We start from the raw sequence: 19,882 nt of genomic DNA, 5'->3' as shown, positions 1-19,882 counted from the left end.
GAATTGACTGACGGCGCAGAGCGCCGCCAGTCAATTCTTGGGGTTTGGTTTTCAATTCCCAAAAGTGTGGCTACACTTTTGGGAATTGAAAACCAAATCCAGTAAGGGTTTTAAAAACACAAAATGGCGTAGCCATTTTGTGTTTTGGTATGATTTGTCCTAAGTCAAGTGACTGTAGCTATATAGCAATTTTCGATCAAAAGAACCACAAGAATTTTTTTAGAATTGCGGCAAAGCAACGATTCTAAGTAGTTCGGCATAATTAAAAACCAAAACCAGAGAGCATACCGCCCGCATAGCGGGCGGTATGCTCTTCTGTGTCTTAGCTACTTAAAAAAGCCTTGATTTGGATTTGAGCGCAAAGCTCTGTAAGTAATACCAATTTACGAAAGTGTGACAATACTTTTGTGAATTAAAAACTAAGCCTAGTAAGGTTTTTTAATTTAAGAAATGGCGTAGCCATTTCTTAAATTGGTATAAAACTTGTATTTCTACAGGATCGCTATATTTCGCATTAATTCATTAATTATTGCTTTCAGTTTTTTTGTTACATTTTGCTGTGTTTAAGGGGGAGTTGTTGTGATAACAATTAGTAAAGGATTTGCTAAATTTAGGTGCTTTACCCATGAAGTCAACAGCCTTTACTAACTCCGTGACTGCGATCGCTAGCGCCCTTGTTGCTAGCATAACGATTGGTACGACAGCCGTACAAGCTCAAAATGCTCAACATATCCAATCTCTGCTCACCCATCACACTTGTCAGCGTTGCGAACTGAGTGGGCTTGCCGCGCCAGGGGCAAACCTCCGCGAATCGTTTCTTGATGTTGCCGATCTCCGCAAAAGTGCCCTCTCTGGAGCGACTTTAGCCTATAGCACCATTTACTACGCTGACTTTCGTGGAGCCGACCTTAGCAATTCCGATCTCCGCAATACATTTTTGATTAATAGCGATCTCATTCAAGCTAATTTGTCTGGGGCAAATGCTCGCAATAGTCGCTGGAAATATGCCGATCTAACCGAAGCGAATTTACAAAACGCTAATTTGATCGATATTGAGTTGGTTTACGCGAAGCTCAATCGCGCCAATCTTACCAAGGTTTCTTTGCGTAACGCCAGTCTCTATGGTGCGGACTTGACGGGCGCAAACCTCAGAGGTGCGGATCTCTATCGTGCCGATCTCACGGACGCGAACTTGACCAATGTGGACTTGACCCAAACTAACCTTTGCCGTGCGACGATGCCCGATGGCAAGATCTCGATGCAAGGCTGTACCGAGTTCTAAAACCAGATTAAAACCCAGAATCAAAACCTGTAGCGCAGGCACAGCTTGCGCTACAGGTTTTGAGATTTTATATTTAACTGCGCCTAGCTACGTAATTTTGTAACATTAATCCCGATTCCCAAAATTGTGACAACAATGTTGGGAATTATATTTGGGAATCATATTTGGGAATTATTAAAGTCAAGATCCATAAGGGACTTGCTATTAATTAAAGTACCTGTGGCTTCGACTCCGCTCCGCCAACGTTAGCGCAATTTTGCGTTTTAGGATAAACCGAAGTACTTAACAAAAAGAGATTTATGACGATCGCCCCAAATCCAACATCAAATCAAGTGCGTTGGCTACAGGTCTGGAGTCTTGCCTCAGTGCAGGGCGCGATTTCGTTGACTTGGATTGCTTACGCAATTTACTTGCCAAAGTTCATCGAACAGGTTTTTGCCTATCCACCTAGTCAAGCGCAGCAATTTGCGGCGGTATTACTGGTCATCGAAAGTGCGATCGCAGCGATCGTCGAGCCATTATTTGGTGGGCTGTCCGATCGCTGGCAGAGTTGGTACAGTTCGCGAATGCCGATCATCGTGGCTGCCACGCTTGCTGCTACAGCTTTTTTTATGGGCTTGCCCTGTGTCGTTATCTTTGGTGGGGCAAACGATGTGACCCGCTTGATTTTGCCCAGCCTTGCGATTTTGTGGGCGATCGCTATGGCAACATTTCGCAGTCCCGTCATTTGCTTGTTGGCTAGCTTTGCAGGAGCCACGCAGTTGCCCCTTGCTGGTAGTGTTTTAACTTTGGTGGGTGGTTTTGTAGCTTCGATTCGTCCCCTTGCCACAAGTTTCATTCTGGGTTTGGGCGCACCTGCCACCTTTACGATCGCTTCGATTACTTTGTTGGCTGGGGTGGCAAGTTTGCGGGCGGCGACGATCTACATTCCCAAAAAAACTGCTCTCGCTGCCACTCCCGATCAAGAGAGTCAATTTCCGATCCGAGACTTTTTGAGCAATTTGGCGATCGTTATGCTGGTTGGTGCGGCAATTGGCGTGGGAATTCGCCTGTTGATGGGGGATGTGTTACCCCGCACGATCAAAGCGGACATTACAGGATTTACGGGTTTATCCTTTGAATTATTAATGGGTGCGGCTCTGATCGCTCAAGCCCTGCTAGCGTTAGGGACGGGGCGAATCTCAAAGTTTATCGATAACAAACGCTTGATGATCGTTAGCTTGGGTGGGCTGATTTTGGCTTTAGGCTTGTTATCGTTTGGCTATGGGGCGATCGCTGCCATCATCTTGATCCTATGGCTGCTGCTCTGCCTCAGTGCGGTGAATAATGGCATGGTTGCCTTTGCGCTGACGATGGTTCCAAAGTCTCTGAGTGGTTTGACGGTAGGGACTTTTTTTGGTGGTCTATCGGGGGCGATCGCTATTTTTGGCTATGCTGTACCAAAATCTGCCGCACTCTCTATGTCAGATGTGCTTATCTTAACGGCGATCGCCTTTTTGATTGCAGGCTTAGGTATAGGATGGGGCGATCGCCTTACCCGTTCTATTCCTTTAAAAGTCTAATATAGCTATAAATATCCAGTCGCAATTAAATGTAAAACCCAAAAAGCTGTGGCGCACGCGCAGCGTGCGCCACAGCTTTTTAATCTGGATTTTATAGCTATAGCTGCTTAAGTCAGGAAATAAACCCCACAAGAGAGTTGCCGCGCGGAGCGCGGCAACTCTCTTGTGGGGTTATACCAAGTTATACCAATTCACGAAAGTGTGACAACACTTTTGGGAATTAAACACCAAACCCAGTAATGGTTTTAAAATCACAAAATGGCGTAGCCATTTTGTGATTTGGTATTAAGCGATAGCTAGATTGGCTGTGGTTTGCCGCGCGTTGCCCCAATCAGCCAATTTCCAAGATCGGGCAGCATTTGACAGAGATTCACTCCCGTATGGGCGAGGGATGGTCGCACAAAACAATGGTGCATGATGCGTCCCAGTTGCAAGCGAGTTTGGAATTCCTTTTCCCATGCTTTTTCATAGGAATGTTTAAAGGCGATCGCCGTAAGTTGATGTTCTAAAAACCTTGCGACTAAGGGAACGGCGATCTCGGCTGACCTTAGAGCCATTGCCATACCATCACCACAAAGAGGGGTAATCATTCCCGCCGTATCGCCAATCATACAGATATCGCGATAAAAGTTCTCTTTAATCGCAAAACTAATTTGGCTCAATCCCTGTAGCGAAGGTGAAACTCGCTCCATTTGACGGAAGCGATCAGCTAAAACAGGGTTTTGGGCTAAGGAAGTGGGAATTCCTAAATCTTGGTGTGTTGGTTCTTTCATCACCCGCTCATGGGCGATCCAACAGACATTAATTTCCCCAGTTTCAATTTGAGACAATCCACAATATCCATTGGGGAAACTATGCAGTTCGATCGCATCCTGAATATCCACACCCGTGAAATGTCCCTTATAGGCAATCCAAGGCGATCGCCTTTGGCTAAATGGGCGATCGAGAATGCGATCGAGGGAAGATCGTTTACCAAAGGCTCCCAATACCAAACGTCCAGAAAAATTCCCTTTGTGGGTATGTACCTGAAATCCTGTCTCCAAATTACCCGTAACATTAGTAACTTTGGTATTGTCAAGACAAGTCACATTCAAGGCTTGCGCCTGCCGAAATAGGATTAAATCCAGTTGATAGCGACTCAAACCGAGGGCAGTACTAGGCAAATTGCTCCGAAATGATGCGCCGCCTGAAGTTGTCAAGTAAGCCCGATGAATCGGATGTGCGCCGACTTTGAGAACTCGTTCCCATATGCCCAAGTTCTCAAAGGCTGCGGTTACCTCAATGGATAAAAACTCACCGCAGAGTTTATGCATAGGGTAATTGCCTTGCTCTAGCAGCAGTACGCGATAACCAAGTTTTGCTAGTTGAATAGCAGCACTACAGCCCGATAGCCCTGCGCCAATTGCGATCGCATCATAATTCATATTGATCTCTAGCCTGTAGGTTATCCTATCTACTTTAGGGGGTGTTTTCGGCTTTGTGCCGAACTACCCATACCAAAGGCTCTGGCTGAGCGAAGTCGATGCCTCTGACAACCCATTTAGGATTGCTAAGTAAGTGAGCTTAATTAAATATAAAACCCTAAAACCTGCGGCGCACGCGCAGCGTGCGCCGCAGGTTTTAAATCTGGATTTTAATTATGTTGAAGTACTTATAGACAAATCAAAAACTAAAAGATGAGTGGCAGCGTGAAGCACCGCCACTCATCTTTTGGGGTTTATGTTCTAAGCAAACCTTGCGTTGCTATATAATAATCTTCTGATTATACTTACAAGATAATGAGTGACTTTATCACGATCATTTTAATTACTCTTGGGGGGATCGTGATGTTTCTTTCTATTAAAGAAACAAAACGGATTTTAATTTTACTCAAGGATAGTAGGTATAAGAAAGTTTGGCGAATCTTGCGATCGCTAATGGTCTTTTTTCTCTTAGGTTATTTGGGAGTATTAATCCTATTTCCGCTAGGGATCCAATGGCTAATTCTGATTTTGACAGGAGTAATTTTTTTCTTCGGCGCTCTATTTGTTTATATGGTTGTGAGAATTGGATTTCTGACGATCCAAGATTTATTGCAAACCAATATTTTAAAATTAGAACTCCAACAGGAAAAAGAAACTGCGACGGAAATTGCCCGTATAAAATCTGAGTTTTTAGCCACCATGAGTCATGAAATCCGTACACCGATGAATGCGGTGATTGGGATGACTAATCTACTGTTAGATACCAAATTAGATAGAGAACAACGGGACTATGTTGAAACTATTAACACCAGTGGAGCATCTCTCATGATGCTGATTAATGATATTCTCGATTTCTCTAAAATTGAATCTGGAAAGATGGACTTAGAGATATCGCCTTTCCCATTAGATAACTGTATCGAGATTGTTCTCAGTTTTTTTGCAACCACAGCTCAAAAAAAAGGCTTAGAACTGAACTACTCCATCGATCCCCAAGTTGCTAAAGTCGTTGAAGGAGATAGAACTCGTTTACAACAGATTTTAGTCAATTTGATCGGCAATGCGATTAAATTTACCTCGATTGGGAAAGTCTCTGTGATGATTAAAAGGTGTCAAGATGCTCAACTCCTTTTTGCCGTAGAAGATACAGGAATAGGGATTCCCTCCGATAAACTAGAAAAACTCTTTAAACCATTCTCACAGATCGATTCATCGACAACTCGTAAGTTTGGTGGTACTGGCATGGGATTGGCAATTTGCCATAAACTCATCAAGTTAATGGGTGGGAATATCTGGGTTGAGAGTTCTGTCTCTAAAGGCTCAACTTTTTTATTTGCGATCCCCTATCATCCCGTTGAAGACAAAATGATTCCCACCTTAGATATATTAGACAATTTAGATAATGTATTGGATGTAGTTCTCGATCGCCCAGTCGATATTACTAAGCCCAAGATTACTAAACCCAAGTCTCTAGATAGCAATATTTCCAAATTAGCCGAGAGACTTCCTCTCAACATATTGATAGCCGAAGATAACCCCGTCAATCAAAAATTAGCAAGTCGCATTTTTGAGAAGATGGGGTACTGCATTGATATTGCTAATAACGGCATTGAAGTTCTCGAAGCCCTCGATCAAAAATTCTACAATTTGATCTTTATGGATGTGCAAATGCCTGAAATGGACGGTTTAGAGGCAACTCGCCAGATTCGTTTAAAGGAGCAATCTCCGCTCCTGATATCACTGCCCAACCAAGGTACAAATCAACTAAGTCCACCTATTCCGATCATTGCCATGACCGCTAATGCGATGGAAGGCGATCGCGAAAAATGTCTGGCATCAGGGATGAATGATTTTGTGGCTAAACCATTTAAGGTTGCTCAAATTGAGCTGGCGATCGAAAAATGGGGAAAACCCTTATGATGCGGATAGGCGACGCAAAGCGCCGCCCATCTGTACCCTACAGCAATTTTCGATCAAAAGAACCACAAGAAACTTTTTGAAGGTGTTGCTTCGCAACATTTTCAAAAAGTTTCTTGGTTTGGATTTGAGCGCAAAGCGCTGCAATGATAAAAATGAGCGACGCTTTGCGTCGCCCATCTGTGGCTTTTTAGGGAATGAGGGAGAAACTATTGGCAAACTGATCGAATACTTTAGCGTTAGGACTATCGGGGCTTTCCTTGGCTTCAGGTTGATAGTAGCAAACTCTATATACAAATTTATCGGTTTCTAGGGTTAATACTTTTACTTTCCATTGGGTTGAAGTAGGCTGCTTATTCGAGCTATTTGCGATCGCTGCTGGCAATTCCTTGGTAAATTTCTTGGTGAATTCCTTTCTAGAGCCAGACTTTGCTCCTTTCACCTTGGCATCAAAGGGAATTGTCACGAGATCTTTGGCTGTTTCCTCCCCGTCGGTGGCGATCGCTTTGCCATCCAGCGCTTGCCGAGACACGATCGTATAGACCTGCTGGTTTAACTGTAGTTTATTAACTAATTCGGTTTTATCTCTAGATCCTTCCCCCATAGCGATCTCCCGACTGGGTGTAAAAATGACAGTACTTGCCCCTGATGGTTCTAAACCCAGATCGATCGCTTTCCATTCGGCAGGATAGCGCAGGATATAGCCTGCACCCGTATATTTACCTGTAGTTTCGGGTTTAGCATCCTCAGAGCGACAAACTTCAATTTTGCTCGCATCTCGATTAGTTTGGAGAATATAGCGCATATTCTCGGCAATGAGAGTTATTTCTAAACCATCTTGGTTTGGGGCGACGGTTTGACATACATCGCTGATATTCACTGATTGGGACTTTTGCGACTCCACTGCGATCGCCATACTGGATGACAAATTAAGCTGCGATCGTAAATAGCTAATTGCTTTTTCGGTAGTAGGATTGCTCGTGCTTGTTGGTGATTGGGGCAGATTTGGCTGACAGCTAACCAGCATCCCCGTAGCGACAATTCCTATATAAAGCTGAAACTTTGGCATAACATAAAACCACATATAGCAATCATCATAATCCCTATACCAATTCACAAAAGTGTTTTCACACTTTTGTGAATTAAAAACTAAAACTAATACCAAATCACAAAATGGCGTAGCCATTTTGTGATTTTAAAACCCTTACTGGATTTGGGTTTTAATTTCCAAAAGTGTAGCCACACTTTTGGAAATTGGTATAAGGGACTTGCGAGAGAATAAGATACCAATCCAGATTTGCCAGAATCGGTGGCGCGGCTCCGCCGCGCCACCGATTCTGGTTTTATATTTGGTACTTCATTAAATCGCAAGTCCCTAAGTAGCTAGGCATAATTAAAACCCAGAATCAAAACCTGTAGCGCACGCGCAGCGTGCGCTACAGGTTTTGGGGTTTTGCACCTAGCTACTTAGTATTACCCTAGAATTGCCTGTTTACTTTATGGGATGATTGGCACGCAGTGCCGATTGCCTCTAGATCGTTACCATAATGGATATTAATCAATGGATATTAACCAATGGATATTAAAACGCTCGTACTTCCTGCAATCGTTACGCTAGTTGCTCTGCTTGTTTACTTTGGTCTAGGTATTGGTGTTGGTGTGGCTCGCGTTAAATACAAAATTATGCCACCACAAACCACTGGTAATGAAGACTTCGAGCGCGTCTATCGAGTTCACCAAAACACCCTAGAGCAAATGATCATCTTCTTGCCTTGTCTGTGGCTATTCAGTATTTTTGTAAATCCGAACTGGGGTGCAATTTTAGGATCAGTATGGATCGTGGGGCGGATTGGCTATGCTTGGGGATACTATATAGAGGCTAGCAAACGCGCCGCAGGAAATGCGATCGCTTCTTTAGCTCTGCTATCTTTGATGTTTGGTACGCTCTTTAACCTTGTGCGAGGATTATTTTATGTCTAAAATTGTCGCGATCGCCGCAAGCCTATATCTTGTTGCCCTTGCTTATCTTGGATTTGTACCTGCGGCTTCGGCACACACAATTACAAACTCTCTAAATTCTGCGATCGCAACACCTATGGCACTTTTTTCCTTTTCTGGTAAGCGCCCATCCAATCTTGGCGTAAATGACGGCAAACTACTTGCTTGTCCCACTTCTCCTAACTGTGTCTCTAGCCAAAGCGATGACCTAGAGCATAAAATAGCGCCCTTGACCTATAAGGGGGAACCTGCTAAAGCTCTTGAGGATCTCAAGGCGGTGATTTTGAGTATGCCCCGCACCAAAATTATTACGGCTGAGGGTAACTATATCTATGCTGAGTTTACGAGTGCGCTGATGGGCTATGTCGATGATGTAGAGTTTTACCTCAATGCCGAGCGAAGTATCATCGAGGTACGTTCGGCTTCTCGCCTAGGCGAGTCCGATCTTGGCGTTAACCGCAAGCGTATTGAAGCCATTCGCGAGCAGTTTGCTTAAATTTTCACTCTAGAACTTAGAAGAGCGTACCGCCCGCGTAGCGGGCGGTACGCTCTTCTAAGTCTTAGCTACTTAAAGCCCCAAAGAGAATGACGACGCTTAGCGTCGTCATTCTCTTTGGGGCTTGTAAGACCAAGTTAAGAAATGGCGTAGCCATTTCTTAACTTGGTCTTACAGCAAAGGAAATTTTTAAAAGCGTTGCTTTGCAACGCTTTTAAAAATTTCCTTTGTTTGGGTTTGAGCGCAAAGTGCTGTAATTCAGCGTGTGGCAAAGAAATTTGGATTAGTTATGGTGCAAATAAACTATGCATATCATTCAATCGATACCATTGAGATTTATGATTGTGATTGATAAGAACACCTATTTGATTAGTTAACTAGCTTATTTACTGGCTCAAGGAGATTTTATGGGAATGGCAGTTGGTTTGGTTGAGGTGCTGGGACATCCCCCCGCACTTTCCGTTGCTGACACGATGGTTAAAGCCGCTAAAGTGACGTTTGTCGGCTACGAAAAAGTTAGCGGCGCTCGCCTCACCATTATTGTGCGTGGACCCGTTGGAGATGTCAAAAGAGCGGTAGAAGCTGGTGTTGAAGCAGCCAAGCAGATTGAAGTTTTAAGTTCTAAGGATAAGGCGCTATTTCTCTCTGCCACGGTCATCCCCCGTCCCCATGAAAACCTTGAAGCAATTACCAAGACTATGCGTTTTAGCTCGGCTATCGAACAATTCCGTTAAGCAAGAGCCTTTAAGCAAGAGCCTTTAAAAAACACGTTAAAAAACAAATTAAGAAATTCAAGTTAGCAAAGTAAGTAAAAAAGATAATTAAAATAGGAAGATTGACAACTAAAATATGAAAATTTTAGTTTTGCATGGGCCAAATCTCAATATGCTGGGGTTGCGGGAGCCAGAAGTCTATGGCAGTAAGACTTTATTGCAAATTAACGATCGCTTAACTCAAGATGCGATGGAGTTAGGTGCGGATTTAACCTTTTTGCAATCCAATCATGAAGGCGTATTGATCGATGCCATTCATGCTGCTTTTCAGATCCAGCAAGGTATCTTGATCAATCCTGGGGGGCTTACCCATACCAGTGTTGCTCTCAGAGATGCGATCGCTTCAGTAAATATCCCCACTGTAGAAGTGCATCTCAGTAATATCCATAAACGCGAAGAATTTCGCCATCATTCTTTTATTGCCCCGATCGCGATCGGACAGATTAGTGGCTTTGGTGCTGAGAGCTATCGTTTGGGACTGCGAGCGCTAATTACACATCTAAAATCATAATTAATTTACACTCTGCATAATTAAAATCCACAGCTAAAACCTAGAAGAGAGTACCGCCTGCGTAGCAGGCGGTACTCTCTTCTAGGTTTTAGCTACTTATCAACACATAATATAGGGACATTACTTTAAATTGGTTTTGTAACCTTGAATGTTATGACAGCAAACTCACTACCTGCCCATTACTGGATAGTTAATGCTCGGATTCCTAACTGTTTTATCGATCGCTCGATTCGCGAACAAAATTTAGATCTGCCGCTCACCCCTACCTTAGAACGCGATCAATTGTTTCCTTGTCATCTGGAAATTCAGCATGGCAAAATAACGGGGATTTTACCTAGCGTTCGGATTGCGGAAATTCCCACAGAAAGTTTACCGATTATTGATGGTAAGCAGGGAATGATTACTCCCTGCTTTGCCGATTTGCATACCCATCTTGATAAAGGGCATACTTGGGAAAGAAATCCAAACTTAGATGGTACATTTCAAGGTGCGCTCAAGGGGATTTATCGAGACTGTACGGAGCAGGGTAACTGGAGCTATGACGATCTCTATCGCCGTATGGAATTCGGGCTGAAGTGCAGTTATGCCCATGGGACAAAAGCGATTCGCACCCATCTCGATTGTCCTCCCCACCAGTTTCAAACTACCTTTCAAGTTTTTCGGGAACTACGCGAAAAATGGAAGGAGAAAATTACGCTTCAGGCGGTATCGCTGGTACAACTTTCTTATTTTGATACTAAGGAGGGTGAACAGTTTGCCGATGCGATCGCCGATCTCGGTGGAATTATGGGGGGTATCGCCCATATGATTCCTGAATTAGATCATTATTTAGATCGGATTTTGACCTTGGCGACAGAACGTCACCTCAATCTCGATTTTCATGCTGATGAGAATAACGATCCTTCCTCACGGACATTACACCGCATTGCCGAAGCGAGCCTGCGTCATAACTTCGCTTCGCAAATAGTCTGCGGTCACTGCTGTAGTTTGGCTGTGCAGGATCAGGAAACTGCCCTTGAAACGATCGCGCTCGTTAAAGACGCTCGAGTCGGGATCGTGAGTTTGCCGATGTGTAACCTGTATTTACAAGATCGGGTTGCCGAGCGGACTCCGCGCTGGCGTGGCGTAACTCTAGTGCGCGAATTGGATGCGGCGGGGGTAAGCGTGGCGCTATCTAGTGATAATTGCCGCGATCCTTTCTATGGTTTTGGCGATCACGACCTGTTGCAAGTTTTTAGTATGGGTACAAAAATCTCGCATTTAGATACGCCCTACGACAACTGGATCGAGTCGGTAACTTCTCGTCCTGCGGCTTTGATGGGCTTAGATAAAGTTAGTTTGGGCATTGGTCAACCTGCCGACCTCGTGCTATTTAAAGCAAGGTGTTACAGCGAACTGCTATCGCGCCCCCAAACCGATCGCCTTGTATTAAGAAATGGCATTGCGATCGATACTACTTTGCCAGACTATGCCGAACTTGATGATTTGCTCTAGCACATACAGCGCTTTACGCTCAAACCCAAACCAAGGAAATTTTTGAAAGCGTTGCAAAGCAACGCTTTCAAAAATTTCCTAGTGGTTCGTTTGATCGATAATTGCTTCCAAGCCCAAAAGATGAGTGCCAGCGCGAAGCGCTGGCACTCATCTTTTGGGCTTGGAAGTTTATTCAACCTTGGATTGGAAAACTTGAGAGACTTGGAGATATTCCGATTCTATATTTTGAAGTAAGGATTCTATCTGGGCGATCTCCTTGTTAGTATAGTTTTGCGCCTTAATGATTTCATTACATATCGATTGTAATCTTTGACAAAGAAATAGTAACTGCTTCGCTCCAAAGGTGGCACTGCCGCCCTTGAGAGAGTGATTTTCTGCCTCTAACATGACAAAGTCTCGCTCAAGAAAGAATCCCTTCATATTAGCGATTGCTTGGGCGGAATGTTCTAGGTAGGTCGATAGCAATTCAGACAAATTTTGTTTGCCAATGGAATCAGCCAAGATCGCCAGTATATCGAAGTCGATGGTCTGCTCGCTATTATGGAGATTAAGGTATTGGGGAATCCTTTGTAAAGCTGCAACTAAACTGGTAGTTTGCAGTGGTTTAGTTAAGTAGTCATCCATCCCAGAGGCTAAAGCTAAGTCGTAGGATTCGACAAATGCATTTGCCGATAAACCAATAATCCAAGGCTGATGAATTGACATTAGCCGAATATTTTTACTCGCTGTCAATCCATCCATAATCGGCATTTGGATATCCATAAAGATCAGATCGAAGGCATTGTTGGCGATCGCATTGAGGGCTTTTTGCCCATTCTCAACCGAAGCCACATTATAGCCAAGGGTTTCTAGCATTAACCATAGAATTTTTTGATTGATCGGATTATCTTCGGCAATCAGGATTTTGAGAGGATAACGCTTAGCGAAATTAGCATCTAATATGGGGGCGCTAAAATTATTGCCCGATAGCTTAAAGTTCTGATTAGAAAAAATATTTACAAAAGATTGATAGAGTTTTGAAGCGGAAATTGGTTTGATAATGTAGTCTGCAAATTTAATCGGGATAGAATTTGTATTGTTAATGGAACTGAATAGAACTAATTTGAGATTGGGAAAAACTGCCTGAATGTTTTGGGCTAGTTCTAAGCCAAAGCCTTCTGGACTATCGGCTTCTGCTAATTGCCGCTCGATTAGAACCGCATCAAAAATTTCGTTGGTTAAAAATTGCAAAGCTTCGATCGCTGAATAGGCAAATTGAATATCAATCTCCCATTTGTCGGTATATAAAGAGATGGCTGTTTGGAATCTGGGACTATGATGGACGCTCAAAATCCGCTTGCCTTTAATCTCAGGGGCGATCGCCATTAATTCTGACTGAAATTCTGACTGAAATTCTGACTGAAATTCTGACTGACGATCAAATGCGATCGCCTGCGCCATAATTGAAAAACTAAAGGTTGACCCTTCGCCCAATTGACTTTGAACGCCGATCTTACCCCCCATTAATTCACAAAGCTGCTTGCAAATCGCTAGCCCTAACCCCGTACCACCATATTGACGGTTAATGGAACTATCAGCTTGACTAAAGGCTTGAAAAAGCCGACCGATTGCCTCAGGCAAAATCCCAATCCCCGTATCGCTCACCTCAAAAAGTAATTCGTATCGATGGGAATCTTGATCGATTAACTGCGAATTGATTGTAATAATAATCTCACCACTTTCGGTGAATTTAATGGCATTACTGACTAGATTGACTAAAATCTGCCGTAAACGACTGTAATCGCCAATAATCTGTTGAGGGATATGCGGATCGATCAGCGCAAATAATTCTAAGGATTTTTCCGCTGTACGCGATGTCATTAGCTCGAAAACTTCATCGACACATTTTTGGAGATAGAAAGGTTCTTCTTCTAGTTCAAATTTACCTGACTCAATGCGCGAAAAATCGAGAATATTATTAATTACTGATAGCAAAACTTCACCCCCTTGACGGATCGTGTTTACATACTGCCTTTGCTGAGGAGACAATGGCGTATCCTGTAAAATATCGGTCATGCCGATGACCGCATTCATCGGAGTACGAATTTCATGACTCATCACCGCTAGAAATTGGCTCTTGGCTTGGTTAGCAGCCTCGGCAAACTTAGCCGCTTCTAGCTTTGCCTCCGTTCTCTTGCGTTCGGTAATATCTTCCACTTCCGCAACAAATTGAATTGGGTTGCCCTGTTCATCTCTCACCAATCCAAACCGACTGATCGCATCGATCGCATAGCCCATTTGATGAATATATTGTTTCTCAATCTTGACGCTAGTGGTTTGATTCTCTTGCAAATGTTTAAGAGCCGTTAGGGTTGCCTCAATCGAATTAGCATGAGTGAGTTGTTGCTCTGTCATATTCAACAACTCTTCAGCCCTATAGCCAAATATCTGACAAAAAGATTGATTGATATTCAGGAATTTTGTGTGTAAATCAAAGGTGGCAATTCCTACGGGTGCATTATCAATGGTTAACTTGAGTAGATTTTGTCTCTGGCGTAATTGCTCTTCTGCATCCTTGAGATCGCTAATATCAAAAGCCGCACCGCGTAAAATCTGAGTCTTGCCATCAGGAGCAACTCCGATCTGAACATTGTTGCGAATCCAGATAATTTTGCCGTCATTATTAACGATGCGATATTCGTGGCAAAAAGGGTTTCCCGTCTCAATGGTGTGACAAATTTCTTGTCGAATATACTCCCGATCTTCAGGATGAATATACTTGATCCAAGTATTGAAATGACCAATCCCCCATTCTTCGTGGGGCAAACCAAGTAGGGTTTGTAGCTGCGGACTAATATAAGAAAAATCTGCATTGGAACTATTGTCGATCAGTAGGATGAAGGACATATTGGGAATTTGCTCGATCAAATAACGATACTGTTCCATCCATCGATACAAAGTTTCGTAGGCATGTTCAGCTTCCCTTACCTGTTGCTTTAAGCTATTCGTAACGATTGGTCGCTGTAGGGCGATCTCGATCTGCATGGCTATTTGCTGGAGCATCAGCACATCATCTTCATCCCATGAGTATGGAAGCTCTGTACATTGATTAATGATCAAAAATCCCCATAGTGGGCGATCTTGGTGCTGTTCTGGTAACAAGATCGGTACGAGTAAGTAGGGCTTTTTTAGGAATATCTCAGCTAGGTTAACTCCACATCTAGTCTGCCCTGCTATATATAAATCGGTTATTTGTTGAGTAGTATCCTGTCCCCATTGATATTCTGTTTGTAAAATATCTTCAATTTGTGTTTGGGAAAATGTATCGCAACTAGGGGCGATCGCTTTAGCAACGATCTTGCCACCGACTTGATATTTATGGGATTTAGAAGAAATGTACTCTAACTGATAAATCGAGACATGCGCTACATCAAGTAAATTTAATAACTTTAAGGCGATCCCCTGCAAAAAATTTTCCAAATTGTCCGATTGACGAACGCTTTGTAAAATATCCGTACAAAGGGTCATCCTCGCTATTGCTTTTTCCATCACTAAACTCAAATGATTTTGCGAAATCCCAATTTTTGCCATCTCTTCTATGACGTTGCTATGATTTAATTTACGGGACAAGTTACTCATAGCCTTAATTTGTTGATATTTTGCAAGGTTTATGCCCGTACCAAAACTCGCTAAATATCCAAATTAAAACTCTAACTAGCCGAGAAGCCTAAAACCGTGGAAAACTTAGTTTTTTCACCTAAAACTAAAGGTGACTCAATTACCTATTCCTCATTTTACTTTAACTAACGCGAACGGGAAGTCCCGCGCTCTATCCGTTTACAAGGATGAGTGACGGGATGAAAGTGAGCCAAAAAAAAGTTGAGCGACAGCGAATCAATAGAATTCATCTATGCTATAATTATCTTATCAGTATTCGATATTCTTGATAAATGCATAAGGCATACAAATATAGAATTTATCCCACAAGTGAGCAAGAAATCTTGCTTGCGAAGTCTTTTGGCTGTGCGAGATGGTTCTGGAACTATGCCTTGAATCTATGTCAAGAAACCTATAAAACTACTGGCAAAGGGCTGACTAGAGGTTACATACAAGGCTTACTCCCTGCACTCAAGAAAGAATACGAATGGCTAAAAGACCCTTATTCTCAATGCTTGCAAGTAGTCGCATTGAACCTATCCACTGCCTATAAAAACTTTTTTGATAAACGGGCCATGCTGCCTAAGTTCAAATCTAAGCATGGTAGGCAGTCAATTAGTTATCCCCAAAATGTCAAGTTTGACGGTGACAAGATCAATCTTCCCAAGATTGGCTTGGTTCAATGTCAGCGTCATCGTGATTTTGAAGGTGATATCAAAACCGTCACTGTTTCTCGCAATCCTGACGGAAAACACTTTGTTTCTGTCTTGGTTGACGATGGCAAAGCTAATCCTGAGTTAATACCAGTGGATAAAGCTATCGGTATTGATGTGGGATTAACCCATTTTGCAATTACCAGTGATGGCTCTAAGTTTGATAATCCTAGATTTTTTATCAAACATCAGCGCAACTTAAAGCGCAAACAGCAAAAGCTATCCAAGAAAAAGCAGGGTAGCCAAAATCGTAAAAAGGCAAGACTTGCCGTGGCAAAAGTTCACTCTAAAATTGCCAGATGTCGCGAAGATTTTCTGCACAAACTATCCCGCAAGATAGTAAACGAAAACCAAGTTATTGCCGTAGAAAATCTCAACATCAAGGGCATGGTTAAAACCCATAATCTAGCCAAAGCGATTAGCGATGTTGGTTGGGGTATGTTCTGCACAATGCTCAAGTACAAATCTGAAAGCGAAGGGAAACAATATATCGAAATTGATCGATGGTTTCCTAGCTCTAAAACTTGCCATGTATGCCTAAATCGAGTTGAAAATCTCGCTCTTGATATTAGGACATGGACTTGTAAGCATTGTGGTACTCACCATGATCGTGATGTAAATGCAGCGATCAATATTAAAAATGAAGCCTTGCGGATTATCTCGTTAGGAACTAGCGAGTCTGCCTGTGGAGGGGATGTAAGTCGATCTGGTAAAACTTCGGTTTTGTTGGACGCTATCCCCGTTGAATCAGGAAGCCATCGCTGTACCGCCTAAGCGGTCAGCGTCTGGTAGTTCACCCTCCTGAGTACTTACCGCACTTTGCGATGTTACAGTGCTTTGCGCTCAAACCCAAACCAAGGAAATTTTTGAAAGCGTTGCGAAGCAACGCTTTCAAAAATTTCCTTGTGGTTCGTTTGATCGATAATTGCTGTAAGTAGTTGGGCATAATACAAAACCAGATCTAAAACCTGCGGCGCACGCACAGCGTGCGCCGCAGGTTCTAGGGTTTTATATTTAATTAAGCCCACTTATTTAGACATTTACGGAGTTGCTGGTTGATTTTGTTACACTTGCAATAGTAATTCAATCGTAGCGAACCATCATGCTTAGTAACCTGCTTCAGACCAGAGAGCTACCCAACCTTCAATATTCTCCCGTTAGCGATCGCTTTGATGAAACATGGGAGGCTCCGCTCGCGATCCTGTTGGGACTTGGTCGAGCCGCAGGAGCCAATTTTGTAGAATTTTTTTTAGAGCGTAACAATTATATTAGCTGTCTGGCGGAAGATGATCGGATTACCAGTATTTCGCCACGTCTTTCTACAGGAGCAGGGATTCGTGTTTTTAAGGGGAAGTCTGATTGCTATGTAAGTACCAATGATTTGACTTTTCTGGGGCTAAAAGCCGCTCTCGAACGGGCACTTTCTATTTTAGGTTTACAACTTCCCTCTCAAAATTCGATCATTCCTTCTATTCATCTCGAACTATTCCGCGACTACGCGGCGAAAAAGGATAAAGAAGCTTGGCTCGCTCGATGCAGTCCTATGCGCGAGATGGGGGATATTCTGCTGGAGGCTAATCAAATGCTTGCTCAAAAAGGCAAACATATCCAATCAAGGCGATCGGGATATTTCCGTGATTGGCAAGAAATTCTAGTTGCGGCGAGCGATGGAACCTTTGCCAGAGATATTCGCCTGACCCAGTCCGTAGGGGCTAACTTACTTTGTGCAGATGGTGCAAATCGGTCGGCGATCAGTCAGAGGGTTGGCGGCACTAGCGATCCTAGCTATTTACGCAATTGGAACTATGAGCCTGTGGTGGAAGAAATCGTCGAAGCCGCAGGAAAAATGCTCTATGCTGATTATGTGGAATCAGGTTCCTATCCAGTAATTATGGCAAATCAGTTTGGTGGCGTGATTTTCCATGAAGCCTGTGGACACCTGCTCGAAACTACGGGTATTGAAGCCAAAACGACCCCCTTTGCCGAGATGAAAGGGCAAAAGATTGCCCATGAAAATCTGACCGCTTGGGACGAAGGACGTTCGGAAGCAGCTTTTGGGACTATTGATATGGATGATGAAGGAATGCCCACCCAGCGTACGCTTTTAATTGAGAAGGGCATTCTGAAAAACTTTATTAGCGATCGCGCAGGTGAATTGCGGACAGGACATCCGCGTACGGGTAGCGGTCGTCGTCAAAGCTATGCCTATCCCGCCGCGAGTCGGATGCGTAATACCTATATCGGCGCAGGGGATTTTAGCCTAGACGAGCTTTTTGCCTCCATTGATAAAGGTATTTATTGTAAAAAAATGGGTGGTGGTAGTGTTTTACCCACAGGGCAATTTAATTTTGCGGTTGATGAAGCTTACTTAATCGAACAGGGTAAGATCACCAAACCCCTCAAGGGGGCAACCCTTATCGGTGATGCTAAAGAAATCATGCAAGAAATTTCTATGAGTTCTCGCGATCTCGATCTTGCGGCAGGATTCTGTGGCTCCATCAGTGGCAGTATTTACGTCACTGTCGGACAGCCCCATATTAAAGTTGATGCGATTACCGTCGGTGGTCGCTAATTTGATGGCGATCTAGTGCGATCTAACTAATACCAAAGCTCAAAATGGCGTAGCCATTTTGAGCTTGCAAAACCCTTACTTGGTTTGGTTTTCAATTTCCAAAAGTGTTGTCACACTTGCGTGAATTGGTATAAGTATCTCAGCATAATTAAAATCCAGATCTAAAACCTGTGGCGCAAGCTGCGCTTGCGCCACAGGTTTTAGGGTTTTATATTTAATTAAGTCCACTTATACAAGTTAAGAAATGGCTACGCCATTTCTTAACTTGAAAACCCTTACTAGGTTTAGTTTCTAATTTGCAAAAGTGTTGTCACACTTGCGTGAATTGGGATTAGATCTTGCTAGATCTTGCTAGATTAGCGATCGCGAATTGATCGCAAACCCATTGATTTTGATAGCTTTGGCGATTCAAAATCAGTTTTTATTGCCAGCATGATGAATTTGGAATAGTTGTAGTTGTTCTTTAGCTTTTCTTGAGCTATGCTCATTGGCAAAAGCAACAAAATTCCCAATTAAAAGAAAAATCGTACAAAATTCAAGCTCTCGAAAGGTGATCAAGCTGTGCAAGCAAACACGATCAATGCAACTCAATCAACAATACTTGTGGTTGATGATGATCCCAATATTCGCCATGGGTTAGCATTGGCTTTAAAGGAGCTTGGCTATATTGTCAAAACGGCTAAAGATGGCAGCGATGCATTGATGTGCGTCCAGTCTCATCCGCCCGACTTGATTTTATTAGATAATTTTATGCCGCAAATTAGCGGTTACGAGATTTGTCGGATTCTCAAAGCCGATACGTTTACTGAGGATATTCCGATCATATTTATGAGTAGTAGCGATAGCATCCAAGAAAAGATGCTTGCCTTTGAGAGTGGGGGCGTGGACTATGTGGTGGTTAAACCACCGCAAATGACCGAATTATTTGCGCGGATAAATTTACATTTGAAACTGCGAAGTCTGCAAACCCACCTCGCTCAAAAAAACCAAGAATTATCGCAAGCCGTTTTTGATCGCGTGGGAATGCTCAAAGAACTGCAACGGACAAACCTGCTCCTCCATGCCCAAAAGGAAGCTGCCCTTGATGGAATTTTTGCCGTTGACGAGCAGGGACGGATTGCGAGTTTTAACCGTCGTTTTTGTGAAATGTGGGAGATATCCCAAGATGTATTTGCGAGCGATCGCAAGGATTCCACAGCACCTAATGGTGACCCCTTAGGTGCACTCTTGATTAAATCCGATCTACCCGTCGTATTGATCAATTTGTTAGAGAATACCTACGACGAGCCTGATGTGATCAGGCGTGGCGAAGTGAACTATCGCGATCGCGTATTTGATTATTAGACTTGTCGGGAAACAAAAGCAATGTATAGAAGCAGTTTCACATTTATTTCTGTGGTTCAATCCATATGTAAATACAAAAGCTATAAGTTCAATAAATTGAACCATAACCGAAGTTTGATATCGG

At 43.1% G+C, this 19,882-nt stretch carries 15 protein-coding genes; 11 read left to right on the top strand and 4 right to left on the bottom strand.

Features of this window, described 5'->3' with window-relative positions:
* The first annotated feature begins 625 nt into the window (after positions 1-625).
* Complete coding sequence (locus PseudUWO310_RS17190; protein ID WP_142603433.1) at positions 626-1,282, top strand: pentapeptide repeat-containing protein; 657 nt, start codon at positions 626-628, stop codon at positions 1,280-1,282.
* Positions 1,283-1,581: 299 nt separating this feature from the next.
* Positions 1,582-2,844 carry an MFS transporter gene (locus tag PseudUWO310_RS17185; protein ID WP_142603431.1) on the top strand — a complete coding sequence of 421 codons (1,263 nt, stop codon included), beginning with the start codon at positions 1,582-1,584 and terminating at the stop codon, positions 2,842-2,844.
* 296 nt (positions 2,845-3,140) lie between these two features.
* Here PseudUWO310_RS17185 and PseudUWO310_RS17180 read toward each other — a convergent pair whose 3' ends face one another.
* Positions 3,141-4,268 carry an NAD(P)/FAD-dependent oxidoreductase gene (locus tag PseudUWO310_RS17180; RefSeq protein ID WP_142603429.1) on the bottom strand — a complete coding sequence of 376 codons (1,128 nt, stop codon included), beginning with the start codon at positions 4,266-4,268 and terminating at the stop codon, positions 3,141-3,143.
* Positions 4,269-4,622: 354 nt separating this feature from the next.
* On the opposite strand from PseudUWO310_RS17180, the gene PseudUWO310_RS17175 reads away from it, so the two are divergent.
* Positions 4,623-6,224, top strand: a complete 1,602-nt coding sequence (locus PseudUWO310_RS17175) for an ATP-binding protein (RefSeq protein WP_142603427.1) — start codon at positions 4,623-4,625, stop codon at positions 6,222-6,224.
* A gap of 187 nt (positions 6,225-6,411) precedes the next feature.
* On the opposite strand, the gene PseudUWO310_RS17170 is transcribed toward PseudUWO310_RS17175, so the two are convergent.
* On the bottom strand, positions 6,412-7,290 hold the full coding sequence (locus PseudUWO310_RS17170; protein WP_142603425.1) for a hypothetical protein: 879 nt from the start codon (positions 7,288-7,290) through the stop codon (positions 6,412-6,414).
* Positions 7,291-7,796: 506 nt separating this feature from the next.
* On the opposite strand from PseudUWO310_RS17170, the gene PseudUWO310_RS17165 reads away from it, so the two are divergent.
* The 5 genes from PseudUWO310_RS17165 to PseudUWO310_RS17145 all read left to right on the top strand — a co-directional run bounded on the left by PseudUWO310_RS17165 (position 7,797) and on the right by PseudUWO310_RS17145 (position 11,493).
* On the top strand, positions 7,797-8,201 hold the full coding sequence (locus PseudUWO310_RS17165; RefSeq protein WP_055075209.1) for an MAPEG family protein: 405 nt from the start codon (positions 7,797-7,799) through the stop codon (positions 8,199-8,201).
* Positions 8,202-8,316: 115 nt separating this feature from the next.
* Positions 8,317-8,715, top strand: coding sequence for a DUF1499 domain-containing protein (locus PseudUWO310_RS17160; RefSeq protein WP_142603467.1), 399 nt, complete (start codon positions 8,317-8,319; stop codon positions 8,713-8,715).
* Between the two features lie 407 nt (positions 8,716-9,122).
* Positions 9,123-9,449 carry a carbon dioxide-concentrating mechanism protein CcmK gene (locus PseudUWO310_RS17155; RefSeq protein ID WP_009625612.1) on the top strand — a complete coding sequence of 109 codons (327 nt, stop codon included), beginning with the start codon at positions 9,123-9,125 and terminating at the stop codon, positions 9,447-9,449.
* 115 nt (positions 9,450-9,564) lie between these two features.
* Positions 9,565-9,999 (top strand): type II 3-dehydroquinate dehydratase, encoded by a 435-nt coding sequence (aroQ, locus tag PseudUWO310_RS17150; protein WP_142603423.1) that lies wholly within the window; start codon positions 9,565-9,567, stop codon positions 9,997-9,999.
* A 153-nt stretch (positions 10,000-10,152) separates the two neighbouring features.
* A complete protein-coding gene (locus PseudUWO310_RS17145; RefSeq protein ID WP_142603420.1) occupies positions 10,153-11,493 on the top strand; it encodes a cytosine deaminase in 1,341 nt (446 codons plus the stop codon).
* A gap of 168 nt (positions 11,494-11,661) precedes the next feature.
* Here PseudUWO310_RS17145 and PseudUWO310_RS17140 read toward each other — a convergent pair whose 3' ends face one another.
* Positions 11,662-15,111 (bottom strand): PAS domain S-box protein, encoded by a 3,450-nt coding sequence (locus PseudUWO310_RS17140; RefSeq protein WP_142603418.1) that lies wholly within the window; start codon positions 15,109-15,111, stop codon positions 11,662-11,664.
* 311 nt (positions 15,112-15,422) lie between these two features.
* Here PseudUWO310_RS17140 and tnpB point away from each other — a divergent pair, with 311 nt between their 5' ends.
* On the top strand, positions 15,423-16,616 hold the full coding sequence (gene tnpB / locus PseudUWO310_RS17135; RefSeq protein ID WP_142603416.1) for an IS200/IS605 family element RNA-guided endonuclease TnpB: 1,194 nt from the start codon (positions 15,423-15,425) through the stop codon (positions 16,614-16,616).
* Positions 16,617-16,669: 53 nt separating this feature from the next.
* On the opposite strand, the gene PseudUWO310_RS17130 is transcribed toward tnpB, so the two are convergent.
* Complete coding sequence (locus tag PseudUWO310_RS17130; RefSeq protein WP_142603414.1) at positions 16,670-16,870, bottom strand: hypothetical protein; 201 nt, start codon at positions 16,868-16,870, stop codon at positions 16,670-16,672.
* A gap of 74 nt (positions 16,871-16,944) precedes the next feature.
* On the opposite strand from PseudUWO310_RS17130, the gene PseudUWO310_RS17125 reads away from it, so the two are divergent.
* Together PseudUWO310_RS17125 and PseudUWO310_RS17120 are read left to right on the top strand one after the other, a co-directional pair.
* Complete coding sequence (locus PseudUWO310_RS17125) at positions 16,945-18,414, top strand: TldD/PmbA family protein (protein ID WP_142603411.1); 1,470 nt, start codon at positions 16,945-16,947, stop codon at positions 18,412-18,414.
* A 561-nt stretch (positions 18,415-18,975) separates the two neighbouring features.
* A complete protein-coding gene (locus tag PseudUWO310_RS17120) occupies positions 18,976-19,758 on the top strand; it encodes a response regulator (RefSeq protein WP_142603408.1) in 783 nt (260 codons plus the stop codon).
* The last annotated feature ends 124 nt before the right edge of the window (positions 19,759-19,882 follow it).

This window comes from Pseudanabaena sp. UWO310 (assembly GCF_006861605.1).
Taxonomy (GTDB): Bacteria; Cyanobacteriota; Cyanobacteriia; order Pseudanabaenales; family Pseudanabaenaceae; genus Pseudanabaena.
Note: the sequence above shows the minus strand (reverse complement) of the source record. Positions and strands in the feature narration are given on the sequence as shown.

Coding starts and splice junctions, on each gene's coding strand:
- PseudUWO310_RS17185 (WP_142603431.1), top strand. CDS start 1,582: ATGACGATCGCCCCAAATCCAACATCAAATCAAGTGCGTTGGCTACAG.
- PseudUWO310_RS17140 (WP_142603418.1), bottom strand. CDS start 15,111: ATGAGTAACTTGTCCCGTAAATTAAATCATAGCAACGTCATAGAAGAG.
- aroQ (WP_142603423.1), top strand. CDS start 9,565: ATGAAAATTTTAGTTTTGCATGGGCCAAATCTCAATATGCTGGGGTTG.
- PseudUWO310_RS17180 (WP_142603429.1), bottom strand. CDS start 4,268: ATGAATTATGATGCGATCGCAATTGGCGCAGGGCTATCGGGCTGTAGT.
- tnpB (WP_142603416.1), top strand. CDS start 15,423: ATGCATAAGGCATACAAATATAGAATTTATCCCACAAGTGAGCAAGAA.
- PseudUWO310_RS17145 (WP_142603420.1), top strand. CDS start 10,153: ATGACAGCAAACTCACTACCTGCCCATTACTGGATAGTTAATGCTCGG.
- PseudUWO310_RS17165 (WP_055075209.1), top strand. CDS start 7,797: ATGGATATTAAAACGCTCGTACTTCCTGCAATCGTTACGCTAGTTGCT.
- PseudUWO310_RS17125 (WP_142603411.1), top strand. CDS start 16,945: ATGCTTAGTAACCTGCTTCAGACCAGAGAGCTACCCAACCTTCAATAT.
- PseudUWO310_RS17190 (WP_142603433.1), top strand. CDS start 626: ATGAAGTCAACAGCCTTTACTAACTCCGTGACTGCGATCGCTAGCGCC.
- PseudUWO310_RS17170 (WP_142603425.1), bottom strand. CDS start 7,290: ATGCCAAAGTTTCAGCTTTATATAGGAATTGTCGCTACGGGGATGCTG.
- PseudUWO310_RS17175 (WP_142603427.1), top strand. CDS start 4,623: ATGAGTGACTTTATCACGATCATTTTAATTACTCTTGGGGGGATCGTG.
- PseudUWO310_RS17160 (WP_142603467.1), top strand. CDS start 8,317: ATGGCACTTTTTTCCTTTTCTGGTAAGCGCCCATCCAATCTTGGCGTA.
- PseudUWO310_RS17155 (WP_009625612.1), top strand. CDS start 9,123: ATGGGAATGGCAGTTGGTTTGGTTGAGGTGCTGGGACATCCCCCCGCA.